The organism is Bradyrhizobium iriomotense (assembly GCF_018130765.1).
In the GTDB taxonomy this organism is placed as follows: Bacteria; Pseudomonadota; Alphaproteobacteria; order Rhizobiales; family Xanthobacteraceae; genus Bradyrhizobium; species Bradyrhizobium iriomotense_A.
In genome coordinates this window covers 64,416-85,780 of record NZ_JAFCJZ010000025.1, presented here as the reverse complement: position 1 = coordinate 85,780, position 21,365 = coordinate 64,416, and the positions used below count along the sequence as shown (strand labels likewise).

21 protein-coding genes are annotated in these 21,365 nt (G+C 65.3%); 8 read left to right on the top strand and 13 right to left on the bottom strand.

Translation table 11 applies throughout. The features are described 5' to 3' along the window. Positions 1-164 precede the first annotated feature (164 nt). The gene (locus JQ635_RS32430) at positions 165-539 is read right to left on the bottom strand and encodes a nuclear transport factor 2 family protein (protein WP_008540543.1); all 375 of its coding nucleotides are present in this window, start codon (positions 537-539) and stop codon (positions 165-167) included. A gap of 95 nt (positions 540-634) precedes the next feature. Here JQ635_RS32430 and JQ635_RS32425 point away from each other — a divergent pair, with 95 nt between their 5' ends. Continuing rightward, positions 635-1,063, top strand: a complete 429-nt coding sequence (locus JQ635_RS32425; protein ID WP_211413849.1) for a GFA family protein — start codon at positions 635-637, stop codon at positions 1,061-1,063. Between the two features lie 182 nt (positions 1,064-1,245). Continuing rightward, positions 1,246-3,060 (top strand): caspase family protein, encoded by a 1,815-nt coding sequence (locus tag JQ635_RS32420; RefSeq protein WP_211413848.1) that lies wholly within the window; start codon positions 1,246-1,248, stop codon positions 3,058-3,060. A gap of 22 nt (positions 3,061-3,082) precedes the next feature. On the opposite strand, the gene JQ635_RS32415 is transcribed toward JQ635_RS32420, so the two are convergent. Both JQ635_RS32415 and JQ635_RS32410 read right to left on the bottom strand, forming a co-directional pair. Beyond that, positions 3,083-3,766 carry a DUF1345 domain-containing protein gene (locus JQ635_RS32415; RefSeq protein ID WP_211413883.1) on the bottom strand — a complete coding sequence of 228 codons (684 nt, stop codon included), beginning with the start codon at positions 3,764-3,766 and terminating at the stop codon, positions 3,083-3,085. Between the two features lie 184 nt (positions 3,767-3,950). Beyond that, positions 3,951-4,874 (bottom strand): polyprenyl synthetase family protein, encoded by a 924-nt coding sequence (locus JQ635_RS32410; protein WP_018316753.1) that lies wholly within the window; start codon positions 4,872-4,874, stop codon positions 3,951-3,953. Positions 4,875-5,035: 161 nt separating this feature from the next. Here JQ635_RS32410 and mtgA point away from each other — a divergent pair, with 161 nt between their 5' ends. The 3 genes from mtgA to JQ635_RS32395 all read left to right on the top strand — a co-directional run bounded on the left by mtgA (position 5,036) and on the right by JQ635_RS32395 (position 6,864). Beyond that, the gene (gene mtgA / locus JQ635_RS32405; RefSeq protein WP_211413847.1) at positions 5,036-5,710 is read left to right on the top strand and encodes a monofunctional biosynthetic peptidoglycan transglycosylase; all 675 of its coding nucleotides are present in this window, start codon (positions 5,036-5,038) and stop codon (positions 5,708-5,710) included. Between the two features lie 168 nt (positions 5,711-5,878). Then, positions 5,879-6,061: a 50S ribosomal protein L32 gene (gene rpmF, locus JQ635_RS32400; RefSeq protein ID WP_007598106.1), complete on the top strand. Its 183-nt coding sequence runs from the start codon at positions 5,879-5,881 to the stop codon at positions 6,059-6,061. 158 nt (positions 6,062-6,219) lie between these two features. Then, positions 6,220-6,864 (top strand): hypothetical protein, encoded by a 645-nt coding sequence (locus JQ635_RS32395; RefSeq protein WP_211413846.1) that lies wholly within the window; start codon positions 6,220-6,222, stop codon positions 6,862-6,864. Positions 6,865-7,016: 152 nt separating this feature from the next. Here JQ635_RS32395 and JQ635_RS32390 read toward each other — a convergent pair whose 3' ends face one another. Beyond that, positions 7,017-7,277, bottom strand: a complete 261-nt coding sequence (locus JQ635_RS32390) for a hypothetical protein (protein ID WP_211413882.1) — start codon at positions 7,275-7,277, stop codon at positions 7,017-7,019. 220 nt (positions 7,278-7,497) lie between these two features. Here JQ635_RS32390 and JQ635_RS32385 point away from each other — a divergent pair, with 220 nt between their 5' ends. Further along, entirely contained in the window at positions 7,498-9,192 is a 1,695-nt protein-coding gene (locus JQ635_RS32385) for a bifunctional diguanylate cyclase/phosphodiesterase (protein ID WP_211413845.1), read from the top strand. 25 nt (positions 9,193-9,217) lie between these two features. On the opposite strand, the gene JQ635_RS32380 is transcribed toward JQ635_RS32385, so the two are convergent. Together JQ635_RS32380 and JQ635_RS32375 are read right to left on the bottom strand one after the other, a co-directional pair. Continuing rightward, the gene (locus JQ635_RS32380) at positions 9,218-9,751 is read right to left on the bottom strand and encodes a cytochrome b (RefSeq protein WP_211413844.1); all 534 of its coding nucleotides are present in this window, start codon (positions 9,749-9,751) and stop codon (positions 9,218-9,220) included. Between the two features lie 30 nt (positions 9,752-9,781). Then, positions 9,782-10,150, bottom strand: a complete 369-nt coding sequence (locus JQ635_RS32375) for an antibiotic biosynthesis monooxygenase family protein (RefSeq protein ID WP_211413843.1) — start codon at positions 10,148-10,150, stop codon at positions 9,782-9,784. Positions 10,151-10,246: 96 nt separating this feature from the next. On the opposite strand from JQ635_RS32375, the gene JQ635_RS32370 reads away from it, so the two are divergent. Continuing rightward, on the top strand, positions 10,247-10,711 hold the full coding sequence (locus JQ635_RS32370; RefSeq protein ID WP_211413842.1) for a MarR family winged helix-turn-helix transcriptional regulator: 465 nt from the start codon (positions 10,247-10,249) through the stop codon (positions 10,709-10,711). Between the two features lie 122 nt (positions 10,712-10,833). On the opposite strand, the gene JQ635_RS32365 is transcribed toward JQ635_RS32370, so the two are convergent. The 7 genes from JQ635_RS32365 to JQ635_RS32335 all read right to left on the bottom strand — a co-directional run bounded on the left by JQ635_RS32365 (position 10,834) and on the right by JQ635_RS32335 (position 20,528). After that, positions 10,834-12,342 carry a tripartite tricarboxylate transporter permease gene (locus JQ635_RS32365; RefSeq protein ID WP_211413841.1) on the bottom strand — a complete coding sequence of 503 codons (1,509 nt, stop codon included), beginning with the start codon at positions 12,340-12,342 and terminating at the stop codon, positions 10,834-10,836. Between the two features lie 4 nt (positions 12,343-12,346). Then, positions 12,347-12,832: a tripartite tricarboxylate transporter TctB family protein gene (locus tag JQ635_RS32360; RefSeq protein WP_211413840.1), complete on the bottom strand. Its 486-nt coding sequence runs from the start codon at positions 12,830-12,832 to the stop codon at positions 12,347-12,349. Between the two features lie 154 nt (positions 12,833-12,986). Further along, positions 12,987-13,961, bottom strand: a complete 975-nt coding sequence (locus JQ635_RS32355; RefSeq protein ID WP_211413839.1) for a tripartite tricarboxylate transporter substrate binding protein — start codon at positions 13,959-13,961, stop codon at positions 12,987-12,989. A 204-nt stretch (positions 13,962-14,165) separates the two neighbouring features. After that, positions 14,166-17,033 carry a PAS-domain containing protein gene (locus JQ635_RS32350; RefSeq protein WP_211413838.1) on the bottom strand — a complete coding sequence of 956 codons (2,868 nt, stop codon included), beginning with the start codon at positions 17,031-17,033 and terminating at the stop codon, positions 14,166-14,168. A 247-nt stretch (positions 17,034-17,280) separates the two neighbouring features. Next, positions 17,281-18,156, bottom strand: coding sequence for an acyl-CoA acyltransferase (locus tag JQ635_RS32345; protein WP_211413837.1), 876 nt, complete (start codon positions 18,154-18,156; stop codon positions 17,281-17,283). Positions 18,157-18,272: 116 nt separating this feature from the next. After that, positions 18,273-19,253 carry an amino acid--[acyl-carrier-protein] ligase gene (locus JQ635_RS32340; RefSeq protein WP_211413836.1) on the bottom strand — a complete coding sequence of 327 codons (981 nt, stop codon included), beginning with the start codon at positions 19,251-19,253 and terminating at the stop codon, positions 18,273-18,275. Positions 19,254-19,310: 57 nt separating this feature from the next. After that, positions 19,311-20,528, bottom strand: a complete 1,218-nt coding sequence (locus JQ635_RS32335) for an acyl-CoA dehydrogenase family protein (RefSeq protein WP_211413835.1) — start codon at positions 20,526-20,528, stop codon at positions 19,311-19,313. 360 nt (positions 20,529-20,888) lie between these two features. Between JQ635_RS32335 and JQ635_RS32330 the strand changes: the two genes are divergently transcribed. Continuing rightward, on the top strand, positions 20,889-21,161 hold the full coding sequence (locus JQ635_RS32330; protein ID WP_211413834.1) for a phosphopantetheine-binding protein: 273 nt from the start codon (positions 20,889-20,891) through the stop codon (positions 21,159-21,161). The last annotated feature ends 204 nt before the right edge of the window (positions 21,162-21,365 follow it).

Below are 21,365 nucleotides of genomic sequence, written 5' to 3'. Positions count from 1 at the left end.
GCGGGAAATGTAGCGGATGCTGCATCCGCGTCGTCATTGCGAGCGAAGCGAAGCAATCCAGTCTGTCTCCGCGGAGAGATTCTGGATTGCTTCGCTTCGCTCGCAATGACGGAGAAAGGAGGGCGAGCGCGGCAGATCTTGGGCAGCGGGAAGTTGAGAGCCCCTCACTCCCTCAGGTCATACCTGTACGATTTCGACACGATCTGCCAGCCGTCGGCGAGCTTCATCGCCACCAGATAGTCGGTGAAATAGCGCGGCGGCAGCTGGCAGCGGACCTTGATGAAGGCGGTCTTGTCGTCGGAGCGGTCGATGGTGACGATGAAATCCTCGCGCGGCTTGCCCTCGGCCTTGCCGGAGGGGCGCTTGCGCACGCGGTCGAGCCAGTCGGGCACGGTCAGGACCTGCAATTCGCCCTTCTCGACCCAGCGCAGATCGGCGGAGGGATGGAAGATGGCGCCGAGCTTTTCGGCGTCGCCCTCGTAGAGCCCATCGAAATAGGATTGCACGACGGCTTCGACGCTCGATCGGTTCTGGCTCATGGGTCATCCCTTTGCATGATGGCTTCGGCGGAACTTAGTCGTACACATTGAAATGCGCTATGGGTGTGTCAGCCATTTGCGCGAAGGCGCCTGCCATGACCGGATCAGAAAATTCGAACGCTCGCATTCTGCGCGGCGAATGCTATTGCCGCACGGTGCGCTTTGAGGTGGCCGACGCCTTCTCCTATGCGATGAACTGTCACTGTTCGAACTGCCGCCGCACCACTGGCTCGGCCTTCAAGCCGTTCGCCGGCATCGCGCAGGACAAGCTCCGCATCGTCCAGGGCGATGACCAGCGCATGATCTACGGGGACGACACCACCCATGACGCCCACTGCGCCCGCTGCGGCTCGCTGCTCTATTCCCGGGTGCGGGAGGGAAAATGGATGCATGTCGCCATGGGAACCCTGGTCGATGCGCCCTCGATCCGGCCGAGCGCCCATATTTTCGTGGGCTCGAAGGCGCCCTGGTACGAGATTACGGACAATCTGCCGCAGTATCGGGGGCATGTCGGCGATCCCTAGAGGGAACCCGGCGCGCGCCCGCTTATGTCGCCGAACCCCGACCGAGCTGGCGCGACAAACATAGAGGGTCTTTCGGCCTGTCGTCGATGCCGCCTTCGTGACCTCCATCACAAGCCCCGGCGATGGGTCCTGCTAAAGCGATCCCAAAGGGGCCTAGGGCCCCGAATTTCGGAAGTCGTGTCATGCGCAACCTGCTCAGACTTTGCCCGCTTCTCCTTGCTGCCGCGCTGCTGTTTGGCACTGATCCCGCTTTTGCCGGAAAGCGCGTCGCACTGGTGCTCGCCAACTCGGCCTATCAGCACGCGCCGTCGCTGGCCAACCCCGTCAATGACGGTGCGGTGATGGCGAAGACGCTGAAGGAGGCCGGTTTCGACGTCGTCGATTCCCGGCACGATTTGTCCGCCCAGGATACGCGGCGTGTGCTGCGCGACTTTGCCGACGCGACCCGCAATGCCGACATTGCCGTGGTTTACTATGCCGGTCACGGCATCGAGGTCGAAGGCTCCAACTATCTGATCCCCGTCGACGCCAAGCTCGAGCGCGACACCGACGTTTACGACGAAGCGCTGTCGCTCGACCGCATCCTGGTCGCGGTCGAGCCCGCCAAGCAGCTTCGCCTGGTGATCCTGGACGCCTGCCGTGACAATCCCTTCGGCAAGACCATGAAGCGCACGATCGCCTCGCGCGGCATCGGCCGCGGCCTCGCCCAGGTCGAGCCGACCAGCCCCAACACGCTGATCGCCTATTCGGCCAAGGCCGGCTTCACGGCGCAGGACGGTGACGGCGCCAACAGCCCGTTTACGGTCGCGCTGTCGAAGCATCTGACGACGCCGGGTCTCGATGTCCGCCGCGCCTTCGGCTTTGTGCGCGACGACGTGCTGAAGTCGACCGGCAACAAGCAGGAGCCGTTCGTCTATGGCTCGCTCGGCGGCGACGATGTTCCGCTGGTGCCGGTCAAGGCGGTCGCTGCGGCGCCCGCGATGCCTATGGCGAACCCGCAGGCCGACATCCGCCGCGACTACGAGCTCGCGCTCCAGGTCGGCAACAAGCCGGCGTGGGAAGCCTTCCTCGCCCAGCACCCTGACGGCTTCTACGCGAATCTCGCCAAGCTGCAGATCGACAAGATCCAGGCCGAGCAGGCCCACGCGGCGGCGATCGAGAAGGCGAAGCAGGCCGAGGCCGAGCGCGATCGTCTTGCCGCTCTCGGCGCGCAGAAGGAGGCGCAGGCCAAGGCCGCGGCCGATGCAAAGGCTGCCGAGCAGGCCCAGCTTGCCGCGCAGAAGGCGAAGGAGCAGGCACAGCAGCAGGCGGCCGCCGCCGAGCAGCAGCGCGTCAATCTCGCTGCCGCGGCGCCGAGCACTGCGCCGGCCAGCACCGCGAGCCCGGCCGGCACCAACGTTGCCTCGCTGACGCCGGCGACCAATCCGGCCGATCTCAGCCGCTCGGTGCAGACCGAGCTTGGCCGGGTCGGCTGTTTCTCCGGACAGGCCGACGGCAACTGGAATACGTCCTCGCAGCGCTCGCTGTCGCAGTTCAACCGCTATGCCGGCACCAAGCTCGACGTGAAGGTCGCAAGCACCGACGCGCTCGACGCGGTTAAGTCAAAACCGTCGCGGATCTGTCCGCTGGTTTGCGAGCACGGCTTCAAGGCCGACGGCGACAAGTGCACGAAGATCGTCTGCCGTGACGGCTATGCGATCAACGACGACAATGAATGCGAAAAGCAGCGCGCCGCCAAGTCGGCCAAGCCCGCGACCGCGAAGCGCGATGATGGCGATGAACGACCCGCCCGGCAGCGTCGCCAGGCCGGCGGTGCGGCTGCGGGCGGTTATGGTGCCGCTGCCGGCATTGCTGCCGCCGCCGGTGCCAGCCGTCCCTCGGGTGGGCAGGTGTTCTGCAACAGCGGCGGCTGCCGTCCGGTCAGCCGCGGCTGCCATCTCGAATTTCGCGGCGGCGGCGGTCCCGGCAACGACGCCAATGTCGAGGTTTGTCGCTGACACCACTAGGCCGGGACGACAATTAGTTTGAAATCGCGCTTGCCGCGATGTTCACCGTCAGCGCCAGCAAGGCCGTGTTGTAGATGAAGGACACGATGCCGTGGGCGGTGGCGGTGCGGCGGATGGACTTGTCGGTGATGCCGACGTCGGAGACCTGCGCGGTCATGCCGATGACGAACGAGAAATAGACGAAGTCCCAATAGTCGGCATGGTCCTCCTTGTCGCCGCTCGGGAATTGCAAGCCGCCCGGCTTGGCGTTTCGGTAGTAGTCGTGCGCGTAATGCAGCGCGAAGGTCGTGTGCACGGCGGCCCATGACAGCGCGATCGTGGTGATCGCGATGGTCAGCTCCAGCGCCCCGCGATGCGGCGTGCCGAGCTCGGAGACGATCGCCGCGATGCTGGCGAAGGCACCGGTCGCCGTCACCAGCAGGATCACGAAGCGGCCGTCGTCCTGCATCGCGGCGGCGCGGCGGATGTGCTGGTGGTCGTTGCACAGCATCATCGCATAGACCAGCACGAGATAGACGGCGATCAGCGCATCCCAGCCGAACAACAGCCGCGTCACGAGCCGGTGCGAGCCCGGCAGCAGCAGGCTGACCAGGATGCCGGCCGCGAGCGCAATGAAGGTCCGCGGCCGTGCATAGATCAGCCGCACCGGCCGCGACATCCGGCGGAAGCGGGCGAGGACGGGATCTTCTTTTTCCATCACTGCTAACGCTCTCGGAGAGGAGGTCTGCCGTGGCCGCGGCGGCGCTGTGCTCCCTCCCCCGCTTGCGGGGGAGGGTTGGGGAGAGGGTGTCTCCACAAGCGAGAACCCCCAAGAGGAGAGAGCCCTCACCCGGCGCTTCGCGCCGACCTCTCCCGCAAGCGGGAGAGGTAAAAACCCAACGTCAGCTCTTCCGCTCGGCGACGAAGCGCGCGGCGGCCTGCAGCACGGCGGCGCGATCGCCGAAGATCGACACCGCGCTGTCGGCGCGCGCGAGCAGGTCCCGCACGCGCTGCTTGGCGCCTTCGATGCCGAGCTGGGTGACGAAGGTGGTCTTGCCGAGCGCGGCATCGGCGCCGGCCGGCTTGCCGAGCGCGGCCGCATCGCCTTCGACGTCGAGCAGATCGTCGGCGATCTGGAAGGCTTCGCCGAGCGCGCGGCCGTAATCGTCGAGCGCCTGATATTCTTTCTGCGAGGCCTGGCCGAGGATCGCGCCGGCGATGCAGCCGTAGCGCAAGAGCGCGCCGGTCTTCATCTGCTGAATGCGGGCGACATCGATCGGCTCGTTGCCGCCGAAGCGGCCTTCGCCGGCGAGATCGAGGATCTGGCCACCGACCATGCCGCCGATGCCGGCGCAGCGCGCCAGCGCGCGTGTCAGCAGCAGCCGCACATTGGCGTCGCGATGGATCTCGTCGCGGGTGACGATGTCGAAGGCGAGCGTGAGCAAGCCATCGCCGGCGAGGATCGCGGTGGCGTCGTCGGTCTGCTTGTGCAGGGTGGGGCGACCGCGGCGCAGGTCGGAATTGTCCATCGCCGGCAGATCGTCATGGATCAGCGAGTAGCAGTGGATGCATTCGAGCGCGGCGCCCACGAGCAGCGCGGCTTCGCGCGGCACGCCGAACACTGCTGCGCTCTCGACCACCAGGAACGGCCGCAGGCGCTTGCCGCCATTCAGGCTCGAATAGCGCATTGCGTCCATCAGTCGCTTGGGCCGGGCGATCTCATCGTGCAGGATGTCGTCCGACAGCAGGCGCCCGAGCAGGGCTTCGGTATCATCAGCGGTCTTGTCCAGACGTTTGGCGAAATCGGACGGGGACGTGCCGGTCATCAAGAAAGGCTCCAGAACTAAAATTCGGCGGGACAATCCTTTATGCGCCCGCCCCAGTCAATCGTTTGGAAGGCCTAAAAAGTGCTGGAAAAGGCCCGAATTATCACAGACTTAATGGTCCAGCCCGTGGCCGCGGTTCAGTTTGCGCCGGAAAGGTCGATTTGCGCATCGTCAAAATCCTGCTGGTGGTGCTCGCGGTCGCAGTCCTCGCACCCTACGTGATCGCGCCGTTCTACCGCGCCGGTCATCCGGTTTCGACGCTGATGGCCTGGCGCAGCTTGCGGGGCGCGCCGATGCAGCGGGAGTGGATCGATCTGGCTGATATGTCGCCCTATCTGCCGCGCGCGGTGGTGGCGGCCGAGGACGCCCATTTCTGCAAGCATCGCGGCATCGATTGGGGCGCGCTCCGCGAGGCGATCGACGATGCGAAGGAGGACGGCACCCCATTCCGGGGCGCCTCCACCATCACCCAGCAGGTGACGAAAAACCTGTTCCTCTGGCAGGGGCGCGATTTCATCCGCAAGGCGCTCGAATTTCCGCTGGCGCTGTGGATCGACCTTGTGCTGCCCAAGCCGCGGATCCTGGAAATTTACCTCAACATCGCCGAGCTCGGCCCCCAGGGCCAGTTCGGGGTGGAGGCGGCCAGCGCCTATGCCTTCGGCAAATCGGCCGAAAACCTCTCGCCCCGGGAGGCCGCGCTTCTGGCCTCGATCCTGCCGAATCCGGTCAAACGCAGCGCCCGGACCCCGGGACCGGGTGTCCGGCGGCTGGCGGCCACCTATATGGCGCGGGGGCAGGCGAGCTCGCTTGTGACCTGCTGGCGCGAAAATCGCTGATTCCGGGCCCTTTTTGGGCGCATTTTCCGGGCCAAAAGCCTAGCTTTACGGCCAGCCTTCCTCTATAAGCCCGGCCTTGATCGGCATTCAGCTCGCCTCGTATTGCGGGTGCTGAGCCGTCCCCTCCGGACGATGCCCCGATAACACCAATCCCTAGAGGATATTGAAATGGCCGTTCCGAGAAGAAAAACCTCGCCGTCGCGCCGTGGCATGCGCCGCTCGGCAGACGCCATCAAGAAGCCGACCTATGTGGAAGACAAGGACTCCGGCGAACTCCGTCGTCCGCACCATCTCGACCTCAAGACCGGCATGTACAAGGGCCGTCAGGTCCTGAAGAAGAAAGAGTCCTGAGGTCGGACTCTTCTTCGGGCAGGGTTATCCTCAATCAGGATGATGTGACCTGCCTGATTTCGGCCAACCCATGAGATATGACGGTGACGGCGGCGGAGCCAATGCTTCGCCGCTGCATTGTTCTGTCCGGATATCTTGATCGAGAAGGCATTTCGCCGATGGTCGGTTTCCCGCTGCTCCTGATTCCGCTCGCGGTCTACAACATCATCGCCTTCCTGATGCCCAGCGTGTCCTTCTCGGACGTGCTGTTCAAGGTACCGATGATTACGGGCGAGGCCTGGCCGGTCACGCTCGCCGATCTTCTGCTCGCGCTCGGCGTGGTGCTGCTGCTGCTCGAGGTGGTCAAGGGCGCGCGGCCCGGCTCGAAATTCCTGATGGACCATCTGCTGTCGCTGATCGTGTTCGGCGCGGCCGCCGCCGAATTCGTGATGTGGCCCAAATTCGGCAACTCCACCTTTTTCCTGCTGGTGCTGCTGGCGATGGCCGATTTCCTCGGCGGCATCGCCCAGCGCACGCGCCGCCGCGTCACCTATGTCGCTGAGACGACAGTGCCGGCGCCGCGCAAGGCCAAGCGCCAGGCCGAGCCGCCGGCCGAGGAAGCCGTCGCCGAGTCCAATTTCAGGCCGCTGTCCGAGCAGCAGGCGCCGGTCGCGCCGCCTGCGCCCTCCGCACAGTCGGTCGCCGAATCCGTGCTGATGGATCATCCCGCGCCGAAGCCGGTGAGCCCGCCCTCGCCGGAAATCCCCACGCCGCATCTGCAGCCGGGCAACGGTACGCCGTCATCCCCCGATACGCCGCGCTGATCACCTAAGTCTGTCGCCGCAATGTCGGTGCGCTCCCTCGCCCCGCGGGGAGAGGGCTGGGGTGAGGGGGAGGCTCCACGGGGACGGTGAGAGTTGGACTCGCGGAGAGTCCCCCCGCAAGCGGGGCGAGGTGAAGTGAATTCGCCTGCTTATCAGGCCACCTGCCGCGTGCGCGCGGTGACGCTTCCGAGCGGGCGCTTGCTGCCATAGGCCATCCGCGCATCTTCGGACGAGCCGCGGCGGAGCCGGCTGGTCTGGGGCAGGTGCTCGGCATTGGCGATCAGCTGGGTGACGAAGCTCGGATCGGGGCGCGGCACCGGCACCTTGTGGAGCCATTGCACAGTCGGGATCAGCGGCACCAGAGCCGTGCCCATGCTGCCTGCCGCCTCATCCGATCGATCCGTACTCAACATCGCGATCACCGTTGATCCGGCGGACATTGTCGCGTTTCGGGACGCGGGCGCCGGTGCGTGTCAGTACTCGCAAGGCCTATGCCGGACGGGCCGGTTTGGTTCCCACCTCGCTTCACAACGTGGTTTCCAAATTGTTTATCAACTTTGCCTAGGGTCCAAGCCGAATCTGGCTTTATCCTGTGTTGGCTCAGGACTCCCGCTGTCCCGAAATGAGGCGATTTTGACCCCTGCATTGCCGCAAGCCTCCGACATCCTGGCCGCCCTCGGCCAGGCCGTGTTCGCCTGGGACATCGCCAGCGACGTCATCGTCTGGGGTGAGCAGGTCAGCGCCGTATTCCCCGGCATTCCCGCCGAGCGGCTCGCAACCGGCGCCGAATTCGCCAAGCTGATCGAGCCCGCGCAGTCGCTGCGGACCGCCGCGCTGGCGCAGACCTCCCCCGTGCACGGCACCGACGGCACGCCCTACCGGGTCGAGTACGGCGTGCGCATGAGCGCCTCCGATCCCGTGGTCTGGATCGAGGAGACTGGCCGCTGGTTCGCCGGCCCCGATGGCCGCCCCACGCGTGCGATCGGCTCCGTCCGCATCAACAATGAGCGCCACGCCCGCGACGAGGAATTGACCAAGCTCGCCCGGCTCGATCCGCTGACCGGCGAACTCAACCGCTCCCATCTGATCGCGGCGCTGGCCGAGGCGATCGAGGAGACGACCCGCTTCCGCTCGACCGCGGCCTTCATGCTGGTCGGCATCGATCACCTCGCCCGCGTCAACGACGCTTTCGGCTTCGATGTTGCCGATGCGGTCATCCTCGACATCGCCAAGCGCATCCGCGCGCGCCTGCGCGGCGGCGACGTGCTCGGACGCTTCTCCGGCAACAAGTTCGGCCTGATCCTGAAGAACTGCACCGTCGACGACATGAACGTCGCCGCCGAGCGTTTCCTCGCCGGCATCCGCGACGAGGTGGTGCCGACGAAATCCGGTCCGGTCTCGGTCACCGCCTCGATCGGCGCGGTCAGTCTGCCGCGCTATGCCCGCAACACCGACGAGGCGGTCAACCGCGCCCATGAGACGCTGGATGCCGCCAAGCGCCGGCGGGCCGGCTCGTTTGCGGCATGGCGTCCGGATGCCACGCGCGATGCGCAGCGCCGCGTCAATATCCGTGTCACCGACGAGATCGTCACGGCGCTGAACGAGCGCCGCATCAAGCTCGCCTATGAGCCGGTGGTCGCAGCCGTCTCGCGCCAGCGCGCATTCCACGAATGCCTGGTGCGGATGGATCAGGGCGACGGCCAGGTGCTGCTCGCGCCCGACATCGTGCCGGTCGCCGAGCGGCTCGGCCTCATCCGCCTGGTCGATCACCGCGTGCTCGAGCTCGTGGTCGCCGAGCTCGCGGCCGCGCCAGAGGTCAGCCTCAGCCTCAACATCTCGCCCGACACCACCATGGATCCGGACTGGTGGGCGGGAATCGAGTCGCTGATGCTGGCCCATCCCGGCGTCGCCGAGCGGCTGATCGTCGAGATCACCGAGACGGTCGCGATCCAGGACATCGATGACGTGCGCGGCTTCGTCACGCGGCTGAAGAATTTCGGCAGCCGCATCGCCATCGACGATTTCGGCGCCGGCTACACCTCGTTCCGAAACTTGCGCAAGCTCGGCGTCGACATCGTCAAGATCGACGGCGCCTTCGTGCAGAACATCACCCACTCCGCCGACGATCGCGCCTTCGTCCATACCCTGATCGACCTCGCCCGCCGCCTCGATATCAAGACCGTCGCCGAATGGGTGCAGGACGAAGAAGCCGCCAACATGCTGCGCGACTGGGGTTGCGACTACATCCAGGGCCGCCTGATCGGGCTCGCGTCAGCGGAGCGGCCGTGGAACGTGGCGGCCGATAGCGTGCTGCCCGCGGCGGGATAGGGATCACCCCGCCAATCCCTCGACACTACGGGCCAAACCACATGCGCCGGATCAGACCGTCCCTGCGCACGAATTGATGGTACAGGGCAGCACCAGCGTGGAGGATCAGCAGGGCGACCAGCACGCGTGCGCCGATGCCGTGCGGGAAGCGAGGCCGGTAGCTCCAGAAATCCGGCAGCGCGCCGCTTCCACCGAAGATGGTCGAGGCCGCGCCACTGAGCGCCATCATGCCGATCCCGCTGGCGATCATGCCGAGGATGACGACGTAGAAGGCGAGATGCACGGCTTGCGCGCTGCGTGCCTGCCAGTGCGGTGATCCGCCGACCGCAACGGGCTTTCGATCGAAACCCCACCACCAGACCACGCGCGCCAAGGTCAGAGCGAGCACGGCGATTGCGATCGGGACATGCGCCCGCAGGATCGCCGCCTTTGCAGCCGCATCGGTTACGTCCGCGGCCCGGAATCCCGATGCGAGAAGAAGGATGATCAATGCCGCGGTGAGCCAATGGATTGCAATGACCATGGCGCCGTAGCGATCCGCCGTGCTCTTCAGCCTCATGCCGCAGTCCTCCTTTCGACGTGTCGCAGGTCAGCCGACGCAGATGCCGGGCACCGCGACCTTCTGGAACAGATGAGGGGAGGCGCTTGCCGATGCCGGGTAGGCGGAAATCTTCTTCCGAAACTCCGGGTGGGTGAACGCGGCGCGGAAATGCGCGTTGGACTCCCACACTGCGTAGTTCAGATAGGTCGGGCTGTCGCCGATGGCGCGGTGAAGCTGGGTGGAGATGAAGCCGGGCTGCCGCTTCATAAAGACGGCGTCGTCCTGCCACGTCTTGAGGAAGCTCTGCTCATCTTCGGGGGCGAGTGTGAATACGTTCACGAGCACCACGGGGCCGGTTTCGAGCGCGATCTGGCGGTCGATCGGGAAGGCAGGGTCGAGGGGACGCATATGGGGCATGACATTACTCCGGTCAATTTGGTATCATCATGTCAATTCGACGGTCGTGATATAGTCAATTGACATTATGATGTCAATACGGAACATTGGTGCCAAATGAGCAAGACTAAGCGGACCCCGCCGGGCGAAGCCCTGACCGGCCTCGTCCTCGACCTGTTCCGGGCCAACGGCCTGCTTCTGACCGCCGGTGATCGGCTGGTCGCCACGCTCGGCCTCACCAGCGCGCGCTGGCAGATTCTGGGAGCCATCGTCGCCGCCGAGCGTCCGGAGCCGGTCGCCTGGCTCGCGCGCAATCTCGGCGCCAATCGCCAGAACGTGCAGCGCATCGTCAACGACCTCGAGCGCGATGGCCTCGTTGTGTTCGAGGTCAATCCGCATCATCGCCGGGCGCAGCTCGTGGTGCTCACCGAAAAGGGCCAGCAGATCTTTGACGCCGCCGGCCGCTTGCAGGCCCCTTGGGTCAACGGCTTGGCGGATGGTCTGTCAGTGAAGGAGATCGAGACGGCCCATCGCGTGATTAGCGCTCTGCGTGACCGGCTTGAAGAAACCGGCGAGGGTTGATTGCTGCGCCTCTCGCGCAGATGCCGTAGCGTGGGCAAAGCGCAGCGTGCCTACCCCCTCTCTCCAACTCAGGCAGATCGTGGGCACGGCGCAAGTGCGCCTTTGCCCACCCTACGAGACCTTCACGCCCCCTCATCCAGCGCCACCAGCTCGCGCTTCTTGCGCAGTGACGGCAGCAGCGGCGCGATGAGCAGCACCAGCGCAAGCGTCAGGCAGGCCGCCGAGATTGGCCGCTGCACAAAAGTCCAGAGATCGCCCTGCGACAGGATCAGCGACTTGCGCAAATTGTTCTCCAGCATCGGTCCGAGCACGAAGGCGAGCACCAGCGGCGCCGGCTCGTAGCCGAGCTTGCGCATGAAATAGCCGATGATGCCGAACGCGATCATCACATAGACGTCGAACACGTTGTTGCTCGAGCAGTACACGCCGAGGATCGTGAACAGGATGATCAGCGGGAACAGGATGTTGTAGGGCAGCTTCAGGAGCTGCACCCACATGCCGATCATCGGCAGATTGAGGATCAGCAGCATGACGTTGCCGATATACATGCTGGCGACGATGCCCCAGAACAGGCCGGGGTTTTGCGTGATCAGCAGCGGGCCCGGCTGCAGGCCGTGGATGACGAAGGCTCCGAGCAGCAGCGCCATCACCACGTTCGGCGGAATGCCGAGCGTCATCAGTGGAATGAATGCGCCGCCGGCCGCCGCATTGTTGGCCGACTCAGGGCCCGCAACGCCCTCGATCGCGCCATGGCCAAAACGCTCCGGCGTTTTCGACAGCCGCTTCTCCAGCGCATAGGACGCAAACGAGGCCACCACCGCGCCGCCGCCCGGGAGAATGCCGAGCAGGAAGCCGAGCAGCGTGCCGCGCGCCACGGGGCCGGCGCTCGCCTGCCAGTCCTCCTTGTTGGGCAACAGCTGCGTGATCTTCGCGTTGATGATGTCGCGCCTGATCGCCTGCTCGGTGTTGAGCAGCACCTCGGCGACGCCGAACAGGCCCATCACCACGGGGACGAGGCCGATGCCGTCGATCAGCTCCATGCGGCCGAAGGTGAGGCGCGGCTGCGCGGTGATGCTGTCGAGCCCGATCAGCCCGAGCACCACGCCGATGCAGGCCATCAGCAGAGCCTTCGGCATCGAGCCCTGGGTCAGGAAGGTAAGCACCACGAGGCCGAGCACCATCAGGCTGAAATACTCGGCCGGGCCGAACGCGATTGCGATGCTGGCAAGCTTTGGGGCGACCAGCATCAAGGCGACCAGCGCGAACGTACCGGCGATGAAGGAGCCGAAGGCGGAGATGCCGAGCGCAGGGCCGGCGCGGCCCTGCTTGGCCATCTGGTGGCCGTCGATGCAGGTGACGACGGAGGCCGCCTCGCCGGGGATGTTGACCAGGATCGAGGTGGTCGAGCCGCCATACATCGAGCCGTAATAGATGCCGGCCATCATGATGATGCCGGATTCCGGCGTGCCCGAGAGCGTCACGGGCAGCAGCAGCGACATCGCCGAGATCGGCCCGATGCCCGGCAGCACGCCGACCAGCGTGCCGATGAAGACGCCGATGAAGCAGTAGAGCAGGTTGATCGGGAGCAGGGCGACGCCAAACCCGTGCGCGACGTTGAGCAGCGTATCCATGCGGTCAGCCGATCCCGAACAGGCCGGAGGGCAGCTGGATCAACAGCAGCCGCTTGAGCACCCACCACATCCCTGATGGCACCAGCACGGCGATCGGGATCGCCAGCGTCCAGCGCACGGGATCGATCAGGCGCAAAAGAAGTAGCAACAACGGGATCGACGACAGCAGGAATCCCAGCGGCTCCAGCGCGAAGGAGAACACCGCGAGGCAGGCAATGACGAGGAGCGGCTTGCTCCAGCGCACGTTCTCCCAGCGCGAGGCCAGCGTCGGTCCGCCCTCGGTGATCGCCGAGATGATGATGGAGCCCGCGAACACACACATCAGGATGCCCGTGTAGAACAGCACATAGCCGGAGCCGGGATCGTTGATGGTGCCGAGCTTCAGCTTCAAGCCCTGCCAGATCACGAAGCCGCCGAGTGCCAGCCCGATCAACCCGCCCCAGAGCTCGGAGTTGTTGAGGCGGAGTTTGACGTTGGTTTGGTTGGTCATCGCTATCCTCTCGTGCCCCGGACGCCGCGCAGCACGAAGTGATGCGCTGCAGAGCCGGGGCCCATGAGTGTGGACGAAAAAGATGGGTCCCGGCTCTGCAGTGCACCGCTGAAGAAGCGCTGCACCGCGTCCGGGACACGCGTGTGGCCCAGCCCTACTTCTTCGCGAGCCCGAGCGTGTCGATCACCTTGCGCTCGGACTCGGTGACCTCGACGACGAACTTCTTGTAGTCCTCGGTGTTCTTATAGTTCGGCACCATGTCGTATTTGGCGAGCGTTGCGATCACCGCGGGATCCTCGACCGCTCTCTTGAAGGCGTCGTGCAGCTTGGCGACGATCTTTGGATCCATGCCCTTCGGCCCCGCGATGCCGAACGGGGAATCATAGACCATGGGATAGCCGAGCTCCTTCAGCGTCGGCACATCGGGATAGTTCGGCGACCGCGCGCCGGTCCACACCATCAGCAGCTTCAGCTTGCCGGCGTCGACCAGCGGCCGCCAGCCTGTCGAATCCGCCTGCAGCATCGTGTGCTGTCCCAGTACGGCCGCGTTGGTCTCGGCGCCGCCCTTGAACGGCACCTGCGTGAGCTTGATGCCGGACATCGCCGCGATCTGCTCCATGCCGATATGCAGCGAGGTGCCGGTGCCCGGCGTCGCATAGGTCACCTTGCCCGGGTTCGCCTTCGCGAACTCGACGACGTCCTTCCAGGACTTGAACTGCGATTCCGTGCTGGTGGTCACGCCGAAGGTGTAGCCGGTGAGGTGGATGATATAAGTGAAGTCCTTCGCCGGATCCCATGACACCTCCTGCATCAGGGGGAGGCGGAACACGGTGATCGGAATCTGCGAGATGGTGTAGCCGTCCGGCTTTGCTGCGGCGGCCATGGTCGCGGGGCCGACCGTGCCGCCGCCGCCGGCCTTGTTGTCGATCACGATCGGCTGCCCCAGCACCTTCGAGGCGCTGTCGGCGATCGCGCGCATCGAGATGTCGGTCGAGCCGCCGGCAGGCCACGGCACGATCAACGTGACCGGTTTGGTGGGATAGTCCTGGGCACTGGCGGCGGTCGCGAGCAAGGCGCCCACAACATGCATGGTGGCAAAGGCAATCGTCTTCAGCCCGTATCGCGACATCGAAATACCTCCCTCGCAGCGGTCTCGGTGGACCGCCGTTTCTCATTGTTATGAGGGGATTGTCCCCGAAATCATGGGAGAAGAAAAGCGCATTGAGCGGATCGCCCGCACGGGCGAGGCAGCGCCCCCGCGCAAAACGAGACGTGCGACAATTGGTCGTTTGGACGTGTGCCGAGAGGCGGAATTTGAGGAGGCCTGAAGCCCTTACGCCACGCGCCGCACTGCGTTCAGCGTCTCGATGGTGCGGCCGACCTCCGCCGCGGGGCACGGCTTGCCAAAATAATAGCCCTGCACCGCGGTGCAGCCGCATTCGCGCACGAAGTCGAGTTGCTCCTCGGTCTCCACACCCTCGGCCGTGGTCTCGACGCCAAGCACCGAGCCGAGGCTGGCGATGGTGCGGACGATCGCGACGCTTTCCGGGCTGTCGCCGAGCGTGCCGACGAAGGAGCGGTCGATCTTGATGCGGTCGAACGGAAACTTGCGCAGATAGCTCAGCGAGGAATAACCGACGCCGAAATCGTCGAGGCTCACGCGCACCCCCAGCGCGCGGAGCTGATGCAGGATCTCGATCGTCGCCTCGCTGTCGTCGAGCAGTGCGGTCTCGGTGACCTCGAGCTCGAGCCGCTGCGGCGGCAGGCCGGCTTCTGCAAGTGCGCTCGTGACCAACGTCACCAGCCCGCGGGATCGGAATTGCACCGGTGACAGGTTCACTGCGACGGTGACGTCGGGCCAGGACGCCGCGGTGGCACAGGCCGTGCGCAGCACCCATTCGCCGATCGGAACGATCAGCCCGTTCTCCTCCGCGATCGGGATGAACTCGGCGGGCGAGACGAAGCCGCGCGAGGGATGTTTCCAGCGCAGCAGCGCCTCGAAGCCGGTGAGCTCGGACGAATCGAGCCGCATCTGCGGCTGGAACACCAGATGAAACTGGTTGGATTCCAGCGCGCCGCGCAGATCGTGCTCCAGCGCGTGCCGGCTGCGTGCCTCTTCCTCCATCTCGGGCTCGAACAGCTGGTAGGCGCCGCGTCCCTTGGCCTTGGCCTGGTACAGCGCAAGGTCGGCGCATTTCATCAGCTCGTCGGCGTCCAAGCCGTGGTCGGGCGCGATCGCGATGCCGACAGAGACGCCGACATGGATCGCCTGGTTTTCCAGCGGCGGCGGGTGACCGATGATCTCGACCAGGCGGCGGGCGAGCTGCTCGGCGGATTGTGGCTGCGGGCCGCGCTGGAGCACGGCGAACTCGTCGCCGCCGAGCCGCGCGACCGTGTCGTGCTCGCCGACATTCTCCTTCAGGCGCGCCGCGACCCAGCGCAGCAGCCGGTCGCCGGCGGCATGGCCGAGGCGGTCGTTGACGGTCTTGAAATTATCGAGGTCGAAGCACAGCACCGCCATTGCGCCGCCGGCAATCGCCACCTGGTTCAATCCCTCGCCCATCTTCTCGCGGAACAGGGTGCGGTTGGGCAGGTCGGTCAGGGAGTCGTGCCGCGCCATATGCGCCACGCGGGCCTGGGCCTTGTGGCGCTCGGTGACGTCCTCATAGGTGACGACCCAGCCGCCATGCTCCATCCGCTTGTGATTGAGCTTGATGATGCGGCCGTCGCTCAAATGCCGATGCAGCGTGTGCTCGCCCTCGCGCAGCCGCTCGACATAATCGGCATAGAGCTTGGCGCCGGACATGTTCGGATGGATGCCGAGCGCGCAGCTGTGCTCCATGATCTCGCGCATCGAGACGCCCGGCTTCACCACGTCGGTCGACAGGCCGTACATCTCGATGTAGCGGCGGTTGCAGACGATGACGCGCAGGCTCGAATCGAGCATGCACAGGCCCTGGCTCATGTTGTTCAGCGCCGCATCGAAGCGACGATACTGTTCGCTCAGCTCCTCGACCGCGTGCTCGCGCTCGGTGATGTCCTCATAGGTGGCGACGAAGCCGCCTTCGTCCAGCGCGCAGTAGCGGACCGAGATCACGGTGTCGTTCGACATGCGCCGGCGCATCGGCGAGCAGTCGCGGCTCGCGATCCGCGCGCGGGCGGTTTCCAGGATCTGCTGCGGGCTATGTTCCGAGGCGAACGCACCGTTCGCCATCGATCGCTCGATCAGCTCGCCGAGATGCGTGCCGGGCCTCGTCTCCTCCGGCGAGAGCAGATAGATCTTGCGGTAAGTGGTGTTGCAGACGCGCAAGCGCATGTCGCTGTCGTAGAAGGCCAGCCCGTGCGCCATGTTCTCCAGCGCCGCGTCGAGGATGAAGTTCTGCTGCCGCAGCGTCTCCTCGTATTGCAGCCGTTCGGTGACGTCTTCGTGCACCGTCACCCAGCCGCCGTCGGGGAGGAAGCGGGAGACCGCCTGCACCATCCGCCCGTCGTAGCGCATCACCAGCAGGGTCTTTGCCTTCCTGGCGCGCACATCCTCGAGCCTGGTGACGTGGAATTCCTCCGCCGGCATGCCCGCCATGTTGCCGCGCGAGAGCCAGTGGTCGATGGCCGTGCTGTGTGCGACGCCGGGCTTCACGATGTCGGGGTCGAGATTGTACAGCTTCAGGAAGCGCTCGTTGCAGACGACGACGCGGCTGTCGGCGTCATACATGATGAGGCCGTGCGACATGTTGGCGAGCGCATGCTGGCTGCGTTCGGTCTGCACGTGCAATTCCGCCTCGAGCCGGGCGAGGCGGCTGACGTCGTCGCAGATCGTCATCCAGCCGCCGCCGGGAAGCGGCTTCAGCTCGAGGGACATGACGAGGCCGCTCGCCAGCCGCTGCTCGGTCCGGAACGGCTTGCCGCCTGCGATCTCTGCGATCCGCGCCGAATACAGCGCGTCGAGCTCACTCTCCGGGAAGTTGCCGCGGCTCGCACTGTGCGCGAGCACCTCGCGGTAGCTCGTGCCGACCCGCACGATTTCGGCCGACAGGTCGAACAGCGAGAGGTAACGCTGGTTGAACAGCACGATCCTGTTGTCGGCATCGTAGACGCAGACGCCTTGCTCCATGCGATCGAGCGCAAGCTGGCTCAGCGCGACCAGGGCCTCCGGGCCTTGCTCGCGGTGTGCACCAAGCTCGTTGTCGCGGGTCGACGTCATGGGGTCGGCATGATCTCGGCGGGCAATAGACTTAACGCAACGTAATTCCGCTGCCGAGGGTAGCGAAGAGCCGGGAAAATTCCCTTAAGCGCAGTAGTTTACGGAGGGTGACCGGCGATGGAGAGTGGGCGCGCAAATGGCCAGCTGACAAGGCGATAGCCCGTAGCCCGGATGAGCGTAGCGATATCCGGGGCGGCCGTTCCCGCATGTCGCTGCGCTCATGCGGGCTACAGGACAGCTCGCTTCCCTACGGCCCGTAAAGCACCAGCTCCGTATCCGTGAGATCGCCGAGCTGCGGCCGGTGCGGGCCCTTGAAATATTTGCGGCCGCGCCGCTCGGTATAAATACCGGCGAGGCCGGGAATCGGGCCATTGGCGTCGACCGCCACCGAGATCTTGCCGAGCCGCAGCAGCAGTCGGCCGATGCGGCCGGCGCATTCGGCGTATTCGGCGGCGCTGCGGCAGTAGATCAGCTTCATCGCGGGCGGTGCGATGAAGCCGCGGCGGATGCGCACCGGTTGCAGGATGAAGGGGAACGTGCCCTTCGGTGTGCGGCAGACGAGGCTGAGGCAATTGTAACGCGCATGCCGCGTCAGGAGCTCGATCTCGTCCTGGGAAAGCCCGTCGATCGCCTTGGCGTGCTGCGAGATCACCTCGATCTTGCTCCAGCGCGGGGCGCGCGCCAGCGACGGCACGGAGAAGAAGATGCCGCGGCAATAATTGCGAAAGCCCTGGGCCTCGATGATCGGCCAGGTCCACGGCGCCGGGCTGATGTTGAGATAGGTGACGTCCTTGTGTCGCTGCGCGACCTTGGTCAGGAACGGGGCGTAGTTGCGGTAGGCCGGATCGACATACCAGCTCGACAAATTGCACTGGATGGCGGTCTCTTCGCCGTGCTTTCGCGTCGTGTAGATCAGCAGCAGCACGCCGACGGGCTCGCCGTCATTGTCGAGCATGTAGCCGAAGCGCGGATAGCCCTCCGGCACGGGCCGGAAGGCCTGCCGGCGCAGGCCCTGCATCCAGTATTCGCGTGAACGGCCGACGAAGCCGCGCGTCAGCAAGTCCGCGATCTTCTCGACGTCGGACTCGGTGATCTCGCGGCAACGGACCTTGGTATGGATCACGCTCGTCTTGCCCGTGGAAATGGTCGGCCTCGTTTGGTCTATCGTTTCAGCGTGATCATTCCGGAAGACCGCTTCGCACTTTGCGCTAACGCGGCCCTTCGGGTCCGGATCATGCTCTAGCGCCAGCCTTCGCCATGGGCTGCAGTCGCGGCTTGCGGCTGCAGGCCCAGCATGTCCCGCACCTTGGCGGGCCAGGCGGAAAGATCGGTGCCGTGGGTGTGGAACATGGCGACGGCCAGGCGGTCCATGCCGAAGGCGACGCAGCCGGTATGGGCCGGCTCGCCATTGGCGTCCTGGATGCCCCAGGTCGTGCCGAAATGCTCGCGGTGATAGTTGAAGCTCATGCAGGCGGTCGGCTGCTCTTCCGAGCGCAGCGGGATCAGAAGCTCGAACTTGAGCTGCTGCTGCTTCTGGCTCACCGCCTTCATCTGGCCGACGCGGCCGAAGAAGGGATCGCTGGCATAGTCGACGCGGAATGTCAGGCCGAGGTCGCGGGCGATCGCCTGTGCGCGCACCATCCAGCGCTCGCGGAAATCGGCGACGTCGTCGGGCGTGCCGATGCAGACATATTCGCGCATCCGGAACGATTGCAGCCGGTCGAGATGCTTTGACGGCTCGCGGCGGAAGCAGTCGGCGGCGACGTCGAAGCGCAGGCCGCCCTTCGGCAACTGGCCGCGGCTCGCCGCGATCGGATACACGGGATAGCAGGCCGCCGGCGACAGCACGAGGTCGGCGGGCGACAGCGACGTGGTCCAGTCGCCGCCGGCATCGAAGCGGCTCACCGCCGCGTTGATCTCACGCTCGGTGCCGTGCAGGCCGCAGACGCAGCCGAGCAGGTTCGGGAAGCTCTTGAGATAGCCAGACTTCTCCAGCTGGGCGCGGCTCATCACCGGCGGAAAGCGCAGCGCTTCGGTGCCGGCCTCGCGATGGCTGGTGATCAGCGCGGCGAGCCGTTCGACGATGCCCTCATAGAGCGCGGTGCGGGCGTAGACGCCGTCCGAGCCCATGCGGTGGAACAGCTTGTCGGCGAGATGATCGAGCGGATCCGCGATCTCAGGCGCGGTTTCGGGCGAACTGGGGAGGACGGCAATATTCATGGGTCGATGTCCTGCTATCTCGAAATTTTTCTTGTTGCTCTGGTCGGGAAAGGCACGTCAGTCATGAAGGCTCGATGGCACGCCGCTCATCAGCGTCGAGGTGGCGGCGTTGGCCAGAATGCGGTCGTTGTTGATCATGATCGGCGACGACAGCACGTCGCGGAGGTGACGGCCCATGGTGAACTCGCCGTCATTGCGGTAGCCGGAAAGGCCGGCAGTGCGCATCGCATGCATCACGGTCTCGACCGCGAGCTCGGAGGCTTGCACCTTCAGCAGCGTGATCGAGGACTGGAAGTCGAGCGAGCCGAGCGCCCGCTCGTCATGCTCGGCACGGGCGAAGGCGTCGATGTTGGCGGAGATCAGCGCGCGCAGTTTTGCCAGAGACATCTTTGCGGCGGTGAAATGCGCAGCCGCCGGCGGCATCTGCCCGCCGGAAGAGCGGGCCGCCTTGCGGATGAAGGCTTGCGCGCGCGTCACGGCCGCGGCGGCGATACCGGCCCAGGCCGAGGACCAGCACAGATGCGCGAACGGCGTCATGGTCTGGGCGTGGATCTTGTCGTAGGCTTCCGGGAAGACGCGGTCGGCGGGGCAGTCGACCTTCAGCTCGAACCCGGTCGAACAGGTGCCGCGCATGCCGAGCGTTTCCCAGCCCTGCGTCTGCTTCAACGAATAATCGTCCTTGGCGAGCGCCAGCAGCACCTGGTCGGAGGCGGCGGCGTCGGTGGCGCGGCGGGCGATGGTGACGAGGCCGTCGGCCTCGGCTCCGTAGGAGATCACGGTGGCGTCGCGCACCAGCGAGACGGTGTCGCCGGCATGGTCGACGGCGGCGGCGCTGGCGCGGATGTTGCCGCCGTTCTGGCCTTCGGTGGTGGAGGAGGCGAGCAGCCACTGGTCGCGGGCGACCCGGCGCATCATGGTCTCCATCCACGGAATGCCGTGGCCGTGCCTGACGACGCAGGCGACCTTGGTCTGGTGCATCGCGTAGATCATCGCCGTCGAAGCGCAGGCGCGCCCGAGCGTGTAGCAGATGTCGGTGACGTCGTGGATCGAGGCGCCGAAGCCGCCGAACTCGACGGGGATCATCACGCCGAGCAGCTTCTGCTCACGCGCGACGTCAAAGGCTTTGTGAGGGAAGCGGGCGTCGCGATCGACCCCGTCTGCATCGGCCGCGGCCGCTGCGGCGGTCCGGGCTGTGCGCTCGATCAGGGAGGGACCCTGCTCGAGGAAGCTGGCTTGCGTTTCGTCGACAGTGAGAACAGCTTCACGCACGTTCATACTCGTCCGCCTCCGGTTTGCCGTTCAGGATCGCCGGCATCATTCGCGACGCCGTGTAAAGCAATCCTCCGACCATCTTTGCTTGTGAGACGAGGCTACGGATTTAATTCAAATTCGTCGATGAAATAGAGGGTAAACAAAGCCCTATTCCGAATGGACAGTTAAGGTCCGGTTTTTCGCATCCCCCGGATTTCCGCGATCGCGTTAGTGAACTGGAAGAGGCATCGATTTCAGACAATCTGAGTCATCGTTTACTAAGAAACGGGAAGTAATGGTGACGCCCATTGCGGGATCGGCCGTCCCTGCCCATCGTACCCGGTAGTCCGGCCCGACCTTTCATAGACAGATGGGAATTTACCGATGCAGGCCTTCGAACCCGAATTGCGCAATCGCATCATCAAGCTGGTGAAGGGCATCCTCGCGCAGAACGCGCTGTTCGCCGACGTCGCCCCGTCGGCCAAGCTCGTCGACGTCGGCCTGACCTCGATGGACATGGTCAATCTCATGCTCGGCGTCGAAGCCGAGTTCGACTTCACCATCCCGCAGTCCGAGATCACGCCGGAGAATTTCCAGTCCGTCGAGACGCTGGAGCGGATGGTCGCGACGCAGCTGCGGCTCGCGACCGCGGCTTGATCATTCTCCGGGGTCGTCCTGGCGAAAGCCAGGACCCATAACCCCAGGGAGTAGTTTGGCGAAGATTGGTCGTTCGGGATTGATAATAGCGCCCCATCGATAGACCTCGCGGTATGGGTCCTGGCTTTCGCCAGGACGACATCGAGTGTGTGGCAAGCGCCTGCGCTCCTCACGACACCGCCATCCCCCGTTCCAAAACCGCCG

Excerpts from the sequence above, each read along its gene's own strand:
- JQ635_RS32430 (WP_008540543.1), bottom strand. The coding sequence starts at position 539 with ATGAGCCAGAACCGATCGAGCGTCGAAGCCGTCGTGCAATCCTATTTC.
- JQ635_RS32425 (WP_211413849.1), top strand. The coding sequence starts at position 635 with ATGACCGGATCAGAAAATTCGAACGCTCGCATTCTGCGCGGCGAATGC.
- JQ635_RS32420 (WP_211413848.1), top strand. The coding sequence starts at position 1,246 with ATGCGCAACCTGCTCAGACTTTGCCCGCTTCTCCTTGCTGCCGCGCTG.
- JQ635_RS32415 (WP_211413883.1), bottom strand. The coding sequence starts at position 3,766 with ATGGAAAAAGAAGATCCCGTCCTCGCCCGCTTCCGCCGGATGTCGCGG.
- JQ635_RS32410 (WP_018316753.1), bottom strand. The coding sequence starts at position 4,874 with ATGACCGGCACGTCCCCGTCCGATTTCGCCAAACGTCTGGACAAGACC.
- rpmF (WP_007598106.1), top strand. The coding sequence starts at position 5,879 with ATGGCCGTTCCGAGAAGAAAAACCTCGCCGTCGCGCCGTGGCATGCGC.
- JQ635_RS32395 (WP_211413846.1), top strand. The coding sequence starts at position 6,220 with ATGGTCGGTTTCCCGCTGCTCCTGATTCCGCTCGCGGTCTACAACATC.
- JQ635_RS32390 (WP_211413882.1), bottom strand. The coding sequence starts at position 7,277 with ATGTTGAGTACGGATCGATCGGATGAGGCGGCAGGCAGCATGGGCACG.
- JQ635_RS32380 (WP_211413844.1), bottom strand. The coding sequence starts at position 9,751 with ATGAGGCTGAAGAGCACGGCGGATCGCTACGGCGCCATGGTCATTGCA.
- JQ635_RS32375 (WP_211413843.1), bottom strand. The coding sequence starts at position 10,150 with ATGCCCCATATGCGTCCCCTCGACCCTGCCTTCCCGATCGACCGCCAG.
- JQ635_RS32370 (WP_211413842.1), top strand. The coding sequence starts at position 10,247 with ATGAGCAAGACTAAGCGGACCCCGCCGGGCGAAGCCCTGACCGGCCTC.
- JQ635_RS32365 (WP_211413841.1), bottom strand. The coding sequence starts at position 12,342 with ATGGATACGCTGCTCAACGTCGCGCACGGGTTTGGCGTCGCCCTGCTC.
- JQ635_RS32360 (WP_211413840.1), bottom strand. The coding sequence starts at position 12,832 with ATGACCAACCAAACCAACGTCAAACTCCGCCTCAACAACTCCGAGCTC.
- JQ635_RS32355 (WP_211413839.1), bottom strand. The coding sequence starts at position 13,961 with ATGTCGCGATACGGGCTGAAGACGATTGCCTTTGCCACCATGCATGTT.
- JQ635_RS32350 (WP_211413838.1), bottom strand. The coding sequence starts at position 17,033 with ATGACGTCGACCCGCGACAACGAGCTTGGTGCACACCGCGAGCAAGGC.
- JQ635_RS32340 (WP_211413836.1), bottom strand. The coding sequence starts at position 19,253 with ATGAATATTGCCGTCCTCCCCAGTTCGCCCGAAACCGCGCCTGAGATC.
- JQ635_RS32335 (WP_211413835.1), bottom strand. The coding sequence starts at position 20,528 with ATGAACGTGCGTGAAGCTGTTCTCACTGTCGACGAAACGCAAGCCAGC.
- JQ635_RS32330 (WP_211413834.1), top strand. The coding sequence starts at position 20,889 with ATGCAGGCCTTCGAACCCGAATTGCGCAATCGCATCATCAAGCTGGTG.